The following is a 9,320-nucleotide window of genomic DNA, read 5'->3' on the forward strand; positions in this document are numbered from 1 at the left end:
GTCTATTACATCAGCCTCAACCAGAAGAACGCGAACCTCGCCAAGCCGGAGGTGCGCCAGGCGTTCAAGTATCTGGTCGACTATGATGCCTTGAGCTCCACCATCCTCAAGGGCATCGGCGAAATCCATCAGACCTTCCTGCCCAAGGGCGTGCTCGGCGAATTGGATGAGAATCCGTTCAAGCTCGATGTCGCCAAGGCCAAGGAATTGCTGGCCAAGGCCGGTCTGCCCGACGGCTTCAGCGTAACCATGGACGTACGCACCGGCCAGCCGACGACCGGGATGGCGGAATCGATCCAGCAGACGCTCGGACAGGCCGGCATCAAGCTCGAGATCATCCCGGGCGACGGCAAGCAGACGCTCACCAAATACCGCGCCCGCAACCACGACATCTATATCGGCCAATGGGGCCAGGATTATTTCGACCCGAACTCCAACGCCCAGACCTTTGCCTCGAACCCGGACAATTCGGATGGGGCCAAGACCAAGACGCTGGCCTGGCGCAACGCCTGGGACATTCCGGACCTGACCAAGCAGACGGAAGCGGCACTGCTCGAGAAGGATGCCGGCAAGCGCGCCGACATGTACAAGGATCTCGAGAAGAAAATCCTCGACACCAGCCCCTTCGTCGTCATCCACCAGCAGCTGGAAGTGGCCGGCCTGCGCAAGAACCTCAAGGGCTTTGCGCTCGGCCCGAGCTTCGACACCAACTTCGTCGGACCGGTGTCCAAGGAATAGTGCTCGCGGACACGCCGCATGAGCGCGGTTGAAAAAGAAGTGGCGGCGGGGCGCGGCAGCGCCCGCGCCGTCGCTGTTGCATCATCGCTTGGCCGTTTCCTGGTCATTGCGATCACGACCTATCTTGGTCTGCTCGCGGTCACCTTCTTCATCGGCCGCGTCATTCCAATCGACCCGGTGCTGGCGGTGCTCGGCGACCGGGCGCCGGCCAATGTGGTTGAGCGCACGCGCCGCGAGATGGGCCTCGATTTGCCGTTGATCGAGCAGTTCTACATCTATGTGAAGAATGCGCTGAACGGCAATTTCGGCGTCTCCGTGCTGACCACCAATCCGGTCATGACCGACATTCGCCGGGCGCTTCCGGCCACGACGGAACTGGCGACCCTCGGAACGCTGATCGGCGCGTTGTTCGGCGTGCCGCTCGGTGTGCTGGCCGCGGTCAGGCGCGGCAGCCTCATCGACCAGATCGTGCGCGTCATCGGCCTGATCGGTTATTCCGTGCCGATCTTCTGGCTGGGGCTGCTTGGGCTGGTGCTGTTTTACGCCAAGCTGCAATGGGTTGCCTTCCCGGCGAGGCTCGACGTCGTCTACGAATACACCTTTACGCCGATCACCGGCTTCTATCTCCTCGACTCTGCGATGCAGGGGCAGTGGGACGTTTTTTACGACGCCTTCCGCCACATCATCCTGCCGGCCTCGCTGCTCGGCTATTTCTCGCTCGCCTATATCAGCCGCATGACGCGCTCGTTCATGCTCAACGAATTGTCGCAGGAATATATCGTCGCGGCGCGCGCCAAGGGCCTGTCGGAAACCCGCATCATCTGGGGCCACGCGCTGCGCAACGCAGCGGTGCCGATGGTGACGGTGATCGCGCTGTCCTATGCCGGACTGCTGGAAGGTTCGGTGCTGACCGAGACCGTCTTCTCATGGCCGGGCATCGGCCTTTACATCACCAATTCGCTGCAGAACGCCGACATGAATGCGGTGCTCGGTGGCACCATCGTCATCGGCTCGGTGTTCATCGCCATCAACCTTCTCTCCGACCTGCTGTATCGGGTGCTCGATCCGAGGACGAAGTCCGCATGAGCGTCGACACCATCCAGAGCCGTCGCGACTGGCTGCTCAGCGAGCGGCCGGCCTCGCGCATGCAGGCAAGGCTCGGCCGCGCCTATGTGGCGTGGCGGCGCTTTTCCGCCAACCGGTTGGCGTTTCTGGGCCTGCTCATCATCATTGCCCTGCTGGTCGTTGCCGCCCTTGCAGGCGTGCTGGCACCTTATTCGCCAACGTTCGGCGACCTGAAGAACGCGCGCCTGCTGGCGCCGAGCGCCGAGCACTGGTTCGGCACCGACGATCTCGGCCGCGATATCCTGTCGCGCATCCTCTACGGCTCGCGCTGGACGCTTTACGTGGTCATCCTGGTCGCCATCATCGCCGCACCCATCGGCCTTCTGGTCGGCACGGTGGCCGGCTATGCCGGCGGCTGGACCGATGCCATCCTGATGCGCATCACCGACATCTTCCTCGCCTTTCCCAAGCTGATCCTGGCGCTGGCCTTCGTCGCAGCACTTGGCCCCGGCATCGAGAATGCGGTGCTGGCCATCGCCATCACCTCATGGCCGCCCTACGCCCGCATCGCGCGGGCAGAGACGCTGACGGTGCGCAATTCCGACTACATCAAGGCGGTGCAACTGATGGGCGCCTCGCCCTTCCGCATCGTGCTGCGCCATATCATGCCGCTTTGCATTTCGTCCCTGATCGTCAGGGTGACGCTCGACATGGCCGGCATCATCCTGACCGCCGCCGGGCTCGGTTTCCTCGGCCTCGGCGCGCAGCCGCCGCTGCCCGAATGGGGCACGATGATCGCGTCCGGCCGCCGCTTCGTGCTCGACCAGTGGTGGGTGGCCGGTGCGCCGGGCTTCGCCATCCTCATCGTCAGCCTCGGCTTCAACCTGCTTGGCGACGGCCTGCGCGACGCGCTCGATCCGCGGAGTGGCGACCAATGAGCGGCGACCAATGAGCGGAGAAACGAAAACGCTTCTCAACGTAGACGACCTGCGCGTCACCTTCCCGACCCGCACCGGGCTGATCGAGGCGGTGCGCGGCGTTTCCTTTTCGCTCGGCCGCGAACGGCTCGGCATCGTCGGCGAATCCGGCTCGGGAAAATCGCAGACCGGCCGCGCCATCATGGGCCTGACGCCACCGCAGGCGCGGATATCGGCCAACAAGCTCGCCTTCGACGGCATCGATTTGCTCACCGTCTCGCCACGCGAACGCAGGAAGCTGCGCGGCAAGCGCATCGCCATGATCCTGCAGGATCCGAAATATTCGCTCGACCCGGTGATGAGCATCGGTCGCCAGATCGTCGAGACGCTGCGCACCCATGAAAAGGTCGGCAAGGCGGAGGCGCGCGACCGTGCATTGGCCATGCTGGAGGCGGTGCAGATCCGTGATCCCTCTCGCGTCTTCAATTTGCATCCGCATGAAGTTTCGGGCGGCATGGGCCAGCGCGCCATGATCGCCATGATGCTGATCGCCGGTCCGGAAATGATGATCGCCGACGAGCCGACCTCGGCGCTCGACGTCACCGTGCAGCTCGATGTGCTCGGCATCCTCGACCGGCTGGTCAGTGAGCGTGGCATGGGGCTGATCTTCATCTCGCACGATTTGCGCCTGGTCTCGTCCTTCTGCGACCGCGTCATCGTCATGTATGCCGGCAAGGTGGTCGAGCAGCTCAAGGCGTCCGAACTCGGCCAGGCCCAGCATCCCTACACGCGCGGCCTGCTCAATTGCATGCCCAAGATCGGTGCCGACCGCCACCCGCTGCCGGTGCTCGACCGCAAGCCGGAGTGGGCGGCATGACTTCTGCGATTGCCGTCGACAGGCTGGAAGTGATCTTCGACCGTTTTCGCGCACTGAAAGGCGTCAGCCTCGACGTGCAGCCGGGCGAATCCTTCGGCCTGGTCGGCGAATCCGGCTCCGGCAAATCGACGCTGCTGCGGGCCATCGCCGGCCTTGCGCCGGTTGCATCGGGCGGCATCGTCGTCAACGGCAAGACGCTCGGCGCGCGCCGCGACAAGGCCTTCTACCGTGAAGTGCAGATGGTCTTCCAGGATCCGTACGGGTCGCTGCACCCGCGCCAGACCGTCGACCGTCTGCTGCAGGAGCCGCTTGCCATCCATGGCTTTGCCGACGGCGAAAAGCGTATCCAGCGGGCGCTCGACGAAGTCGGCCTCGGCAACGGTTTTCGGTTTCGCTATTCGCACCAGCTCTCCGGCGGCCAGCGCCAGCGCGTGGCGATCGCGCGTGCGCTCATTCTGGAACCGTCGATCCTGCTGCTCGACGAGCCGACCTCGGCGCTCGATGCCTCGGTGCAGGCGGAAGTGCTCAACCTGCTGGAAGAGGTACGCAAGCGCCGCAAGCTGACCTTCCTGATGGTCAGCCACGACCTCGCCATCATCACCCATATGTGCGAGCGGCTGATGGTGATGCAAAGCGGCGAGGCGGTGGAGAATCTGGCGGCGGCAGACCTTGTCGAGCGCCGCGTGACCAAGGACTATACGCGCAATCTGTTGCGGGCCAGCGACGGGTTTGTGAGAACCGCTTGAATTCGTTTTCTCTTTTGCGCCGAACAACCATCTTGGGGAATTCCCATGGAGGAATGGAAGTTTGCGGATCCGCCCAATGTCGCGGTGTTTGTGGATAGGGCAGTCGTTACCCGCGGCGATTGGATTACATACGTCTCACATGACGATGACGACGGCAGTTGGCAATTCCACAACAGCGAAACCGGACCTGTTGACGAAGGCGATATCATGATCGTCAGCTTGCAAAACGTTGTGCAGCGGGACGAAAGCATCCAGGCGTTGGCGGACTTGCCAGAAGGCTGGCACGCTTGGCGCACCTCGAAATCGTCGCCATGGCAACGCGCCAGGTCGCGCCCTGTGCCCTCCAACGACAACGAATGATCAGGCAAAGCCTTAGGCTGAGCCTTGCGCCAGTTCGCCGCTCTCCAGAACGGGTGGCTCTTCCCGGCCCTTCGGCTCCTTGATCCTGAACCACGTCACATAAAGCGCCGGCAGGAACAGCAGCGTGATTGCGGTACCCGCGATGATGCCGCCCATCATCGCATAGGCCATCGGACCCCAGAACACTTCACGCGCGATCGGGATCAGCGCCAGGCTGGCGGCCGCCGCCGTCAGTGCGATCGGCCGCATCCGGTGTTCGGTCGCTTCGATGACCGCCGCCCAGCGGTCCTTGCCCTCTCGAACAAGATCCTCGATCTGCACGATCAGGATGACCGAATTGCGGATCAGGATGCCGATCAGCGCCAGCACGCCCAGGATGGCGACGAAGCCCAGCGGCGCTCCGCTCGGCACCAGGGCCGCCACCACGCCGATCAGGCCGAGCGGCGCCACCGCCACGACCAGGAACAGGCGCTGGAAGCTTTGCAACTGCACCATCAGGATCGTTGCCATGACGAACAGCATCAACGGCACGACGGCGGCGATCGGTCCCTGACTTTTGGCGCTCTCCTCGACCGAGCCGGCGGTGGCGATCGAATAGCCCGGCGGCAGCTTGGCGGTGAAGGCATCGACCGATGGCTTCAGTTCGTTGACGACCGTGGCCGGCAGCACGTCGCCGACCAGCCCGGCGCGCACGGTGATGGTCGGGATGCGATCGCGTCGCCACACCGTCGGTTGCTCCAGATCGTAGCGGAAGTTGGCGACCGCCGCGAGCGGGATCGCCTCGCCGGTGCTGGTCGGCAACTGCATGTTCTGCAACGTCTCGATCGAGCCGCGTTCGGCCCCGCGGGAGCGGGCCACGACATTGATCAGGTAGGTCGCGTCGCGCACCTGCGTGATGGTGGCGCCGCCGACCGTACTGTTCAGCGCGCTGGCGATGTCGGAGGAGGTGATGCCGAGCTGGCGTGCCTTGTCCTGCAGCACGTCGACCCTCAGCACCCGCTGCGGCTCGTTCCAGTCGAAGGTCGGCGCAGCGAGCTTTGGATTGGCGGAGATGACACCGGCGAATTGCTGCGCCAGTTCGCGCACCGTCTGGATGTCGGGACCGCCGACGCGGTATTGCACGGGGCGGCCGACCGGCGGTCCGAGTTCGAGCGGCTTGACGAAGGCGTCGGTGCCGACGAACTCCTCGCGCAGCAGCTTTTCCAGCGCCGGCTTGACCCGGTTGCGGGCCTCGATGCTCTTGGTGACGATGACGGTCTGGCCGAAATAGGGGTTGGCCGGCTGCACGTCATAGGCGAGCACGAAACGCACCGCGCCCTGGCCGATATAGGACGAGAAATGGTCGATGTCGGGATTGCCGACCAGCGCCCGCTGCTCGAACCGCTCCATCTGGTCGCGCGTGTCGGCGATCGAAGAATTCTGCGGCAGGTTCCAGTCGACGATCAGCTCCGGCCGGTCCGATGGCGGGAAGAACTGCTGCTGCACCAGGCCGAAGCCGGCGATCGAGCCGGCAAACAACGACACGGTGGCGATGATGGTCAGCCAGTGATGGCGCACCGAGCCGACAAGCACGCGCCGGAACAGTGAGGTGAAGCGGCCCGGCTGGTCGTGATGCTTGGTTTTCATCGTCGCCGGCAGGATGGTGACGCCGAGCAGTGGCGCAAACAGCACCGCCACGATCCATGACACCAGCAGCGAAACGGCGATGACCACGAACAGGGTGAAGGTATATTCGCCGGCGGCGCTGTTGTTGAGGCCGATCGGGATGAAGCCGGCGACAGTTACCAGCGTACCGGTCAGCATCGGAAAGGCGGTCGACGTGTAGACATAGGTCGCTGCCTTGCGCAGATTGTCGCCGACCTCCAGCCGCGCCACCATCATCTCGACCGCGATCATCGCGTCGTCGACCAGAAGGCCGAGCGCGATGATCAGCGCACCCAGGGAAATACGCTGCAGCGAAATGCCGAGATAGGCCATGACGGTGAAGGTGATGGCCAGCACCAGCGGGATCGACAGCGCCACGACGAAGCCGGCGCGCATGCCGAGACTGATGAACGACACGGCGAGCACGATGGCGACCGCCTCGAACAGCGCACGCGTAAAGCCCGAGACGGCCTCCTCGACGATGACCGGCTGGTCGGCCACCAGATGCACGCCGACGCCGACCGGCAGGTCGGCCAGCACCTTGTCCATCTCCTTGTGCAGGGCCTCGCCGAATTCGAGCAGGTTGGCGTTGGGTTTCATGCCGATGGCGAGCCCGATCGCGTCCTGGCCGTTGAAACGGAACAGTGCCGTCGGCGGATCGACATAGCCGCGTGTGATCGTCGCTACGTCGCTCAGGCGGAAGAAGCGGTCGTTGACGCGCAGATTGATGGCGCGCAGGCTTTCCTCGGAGGTGAACTGCCCGCCGACACGCACGCTGATGCGCTCCGGCCCGGACTGGATGACGCCGGACGGCGTGATCGCGTTCTGCGCCTGCAGGCTGGCGACGATCGCTTGCTGGTTGAGGCCGAGGGCGGCGATCTGGCGGGTTGAGAATTCGAGATAGATCGCTTCGTCCTGGGCGCCGACCAGGTCGACCTTGCCGGCGTTGGGCACGGTCAGGATCTTTGTTCTGGCATCCTCGACATAGTCGCGCAACTGGCGCGGCGTCAGCCCGTCCGATGTGAAGGCGTAGATGTTGCCATAGACGTCGCCGAAGCGGTCGTTGAAGAACGGGCCCTGCACACCCTGCGGAAACTGTGCCCCGATGTCATTGACCATGTTGCGCACCTGAATCCAGTTCGGCACGACATCGCGTGCCTTGGTGGTGTCCTTCAGGTTGACGAAGATGACGGTCTGGCCGGCCGTGGTGACGGACTTGGTGTAGTCGAGGCTGTCGAGTTCCTCGAGTTTCTTCTCGATCCGGTCGGTCACCTGCTGCACGGTTTCCTTGACCGAGGCGCCCGGCCAGTTGGCCTGGATGATCATCGTCTTGATGGTGAAGTTGGGATCTTCTTCACGGCCGAGATTGAGGTAGGAGAACACGCCAGCCACGACGAAGACCAGCATGAAATACCAGACCATGGAGCGGTGGTTGAGCGCCCAGTCGGAGAGATTGAAGCCTTTCATGAGGCCCCTCCCTCGGGCACTGTCACCTTCTGGCCTTCGCTCAGGCTGTGGACGCCCGCCGTGACAACACGCATGCCGGCCTCCAGCCCCTCGGTCACCGTGAAGGTGCCGCCATTCTTCGACGCGACCTTTATGTCGCGTGCGTTCACGCTCGATGTCTGCGGGTCGACGATCCACACTTTCGCGGAACCGTTCTTTTCGAACAGCGCCGACATGGGCAGTTCGATCGTCGGTGCCACCTTGGTCACGCGGGTCGCCGTCACCGTGGAGCCGAGCCGGAAGGCCTGTGGCGGATCCGTGAGCGTCAACCTGACGCGCCGGGTGCGGGTCGAGCCCTCGGATTGCGGTGCGATCTCGCGCAGCTTAGCCCCGGTCTGGATCGTCGGCAGCGACTGCAGGATGACCTGGAAGGGCGTGCCGGCCGCGAGATCACCGGTCAATTGGTCGGGAATGTCGACCACCGCCTCGCGCAGGTCCGAGCGCGCCACGGTGACGACCGTCTGGCCGGGCGAGACCGTCTGGCCAACTTCGGCGCCGACAGCGGTGACGACACCGTCGAAATCAGAGAACAGCCTGGCATAGCCGAGCTGTTCCTGCGATTTGGCAAGCGAGGCCTTGGCCCGCTCGACACCTGCCTCCGCAGCTTTGCGCGCCTGCTGCGCGGCGTCGAAGACAGCTTGCGTGGCGTTGGCCGAGGCGAGTAACTGGCGCTGCCGTTCCTCGCTGGCGGCGGCGTTGGCGAACTGCGCCTCGGCATTGGACAGTTCCGCCTTGGCCGCCTGGAGCGACAACTCCAGCGCGGTCGGATCGAGTGCCGCTATCGTCGTGCCCTTGCTGACGATGTCGCCGACCTGGACGTCGCGCGAGACGACCCGGCCAAGCAGACGGAAGGCCAGATCGGCGCTGACCTGCGGTTCGACGGATCCGGCAAAACCGAAGACTTGCGTGGTGCGCGGCTCGATCACCATCGACAGCACCGGCCGGATGATCTCGGGCGGCTTTTCCTCCGACCTGGAGCAGGATGCCAGCGCGCCGAGCATGAGCACGCCGAGCAGGATGCGCGGCGTCCGGCTCATTGGCCCGCTCCCGATATCTCGATCGTCTGTCCAGGGCTGAGCAGCTGTCCTCCAGCGGTGACGACGCTCTGGCCTTCGTCCAGTCCCCTGGCGATCACGACCGTGCCCGAATTGAACGCCAGCACTTCGACCGGCGCCATCGTCACCGCCTTGGTCGAGGGATCGACGATCCAGACCGCCGGCTTGCCGCCGCTGGACGTCAGCGCCTGCCAGGGCAGCAGGATCGCCTTCGCCGGCTTGGCGCTTACCGAGCCGATGACGGCTGCTCCCAGCGGCATGCCGGCGGGCGTGTCGGGAATGGCGACCTTGACCCGGATCGAGCCCGAAGCCGGGTCGACCGCAGGCGAGATTTCGCGGACCTTGCCCGTTGCCCTGACCTGCGGATCGGACAACAGCGTGATCGTCACCGCAGGCGATGCCGGTGTCTTGG

9 protein-coding genes are annotated in these 9,320 nt (G+C 64.4%); 6 read left to right on the forward strand and 3 right to left on the reverse strand.

Annotated elements, in window-relative coordinates:
* From ENZ74_RS11740 to ENZ74_RS11765, 6 genes are all read left to right on the forward strand, one after another.
* The coding region (locus ENZ74_RS11740) for an ABC transporter substrate-binding protein (protein ID WP_245470946.1) at nucleotides 1-738 on the forward strand (738 nt) is incomplete at its 5' end.
* An 18-nt stretch (nucleotides 739-756) separates the two neighbouring features.
* On the forward strand, nucleotides 757-1,824 hold the full coding sequence (locus ENZ74_RS11745; RefSeq protein ID WP_013527925.1) for an ABC transporter permease: 1,068 nt from the start codon (nucleotides 757-759) through the stop codon (nucleotides 1,822-1,824).
* The gene (gene nikC / locus ENZ74_RS11750; RefSeq protein ID WP_013527924.1) at nucleotides 1,821-2,741 is read left to right on the forward strand and encodes a nickel transporter permease; all 921 of its coding nucleotides are present in this window, start codon (nucleotides 1,821-1,823) and stop codon (nucleotides 2,739-2,741) included. The genes ENZ74_RS11745 and nikC overlap by 4 nt, the downstream gene beginning before the upstream one ends.
* A 10-nt stretch (nucleotides 2,742-2,751) precedes the next feature.
* The gene (locus ENZ74_RS11755) at nucleotides 2,752-3,597 is read left to right on the forward strand and encodes an ABC transporter ATP-binding protein (RefSeq protein WP_063169980.1); all 846 of its coding nucleotides are present in this window, start codon (nucleotides 2,752-2,754) and stop codon (nucleotides 3,595-3,597) included.
* The gene (locus ENZ74_RS11760) at nucleotides 3,594-4,343 is read left to right on the forward strand and encodes an ABC transporter ATP-binding protein (protein WP_013527922.1); all 750 of its coding nucleotides are present in this window, start codon (nucleotides 3,594-3,596) and stop codon (nucleotides 4,341-4,343) included. Before ENZ74_RS11755 ends, ENZ74_RS11760 begins: the two co-directional genes overlap by 4 nt.
* Nucleotides 4,344-4,388: 45 nt before the next feature.
* Entirely contained in the window at nucleotides 4,389-4,703 is a 315-nt protein-coding gene (locus ENZ74_RS11765; protein ID WP_063169981.1) for a hypothetical protein, read from the forward strand.
* 12 nt (nucleotides 4,704-4,715) lie between these two features.
* Here the strand turns inward: ENZ74_RS11765 and ENZ74_RS11770 are convergent, their stop codons facing one another.
* From ENZ74_RS11770 to ENZ74_RS11780, 3 genes are all read right to left on the reverse strand, one after another.
* Entirely contained in the window at nucleotides 4,716-7,814 is a 3,099-nt protein-coding gene (locus ENZ74_RS11770) for an efflux RND transporter permease subunit (RefSeq protein WP_063169982.1), read from the reverse strand.
* Complete coding sequence (locus ENZ74_RS11775) at nucleotides 7,811-8,890, reverse strand: efflux RND transporter periplasmic adaptor subunit (RefSeq protein WP_024503446.1); 1,080 nt, start codon at nucleotides 8,888-8,890, stop codon at nucleotides 7,811-7,813. Before ENZ74_RS11775 ends, ENZ74_RS11770 begins: the two co-directional genes overlap by 4 nt.
* Nucleotides 8,887-9,320: HlyD family efflux transporter periplasmic adaptor subunit (locus ENZ74_RS11780; RefSeq protein WP_348630693.1), on the reverse strand; the 434-nt coding region annotated here is incomplete at its 5' end. The genes ENZ74_RS11775 and ENZ74_RS11780, both read right to left, overlap by 4 nt.

The sequence above is a fragment of the Mesorhizobium sp. M7A.F.Ca.CA.002.15.2.1 genome, assembly GCF_003998715.1.
In the GTDB taxonomy this organism is placed as follows: Bacteria; Pseudomonadota; Alphaproteobacteria; order Rhizobiales; family Rhizobiaceae; genus Mesorhizobium; species Mesorhizobium ciceri.

Excerpts from the sequence above, each read along its gene's own strand:
- ENZ74_RS11745 (WP_013527925.1), top strand. The coding sequence starts at position 757 with ATGAGCGCGGTTGAAAAAGAAGTGGCGGCGGGGCGCGGCAGCGCCCGC.
- nikC (WP_013527924.1), top strand. The coding sequence starts at position 1,821 with ATGAGCGTCGACACCATCCAGAGCCGTCGCGACTGGCTGCTCAGCGAG.
- ENZ74_RS11755 (WP_063169980.1), top strand. The coding sequence starts at position 2,752 with ATGAGCGGAGAAACGAAAACGCTTCTCAACGTAGACGACCTGCGCGTC.
- ENZ74_RS11760 (WP_013527922.1), top strand. The coding sequence starts at position 3,594 with ATGACTTCTGCGATTGCCGTCGACAGGCTGGAAGTGATCTTCGACCGT.
- ENZ74_RS11765 (WP_063169981.1), top strand. The coding sequence starts at position 4,389 with ATGGAGGAATGGAAGTTTGCGGATCCGCCCAATGTCGCGGTGTTTGTG.
- ENZ74_RS11770 (WP_063169982.1), bottom strand. The coding sequence starts at position 7,814 with ATGAAAGGCTTCAATCTCTCCGACTGGGCGCTCAACCACCGCTCCATG.
- ENZ74_RS11775 (WP_024503446.1), bottom strand. The coding sequence starts at position 8,890 with ATGAGCCGGACGCCGCGCATCCTGCTCGGCGTGCTCATGCTCGGCGCG.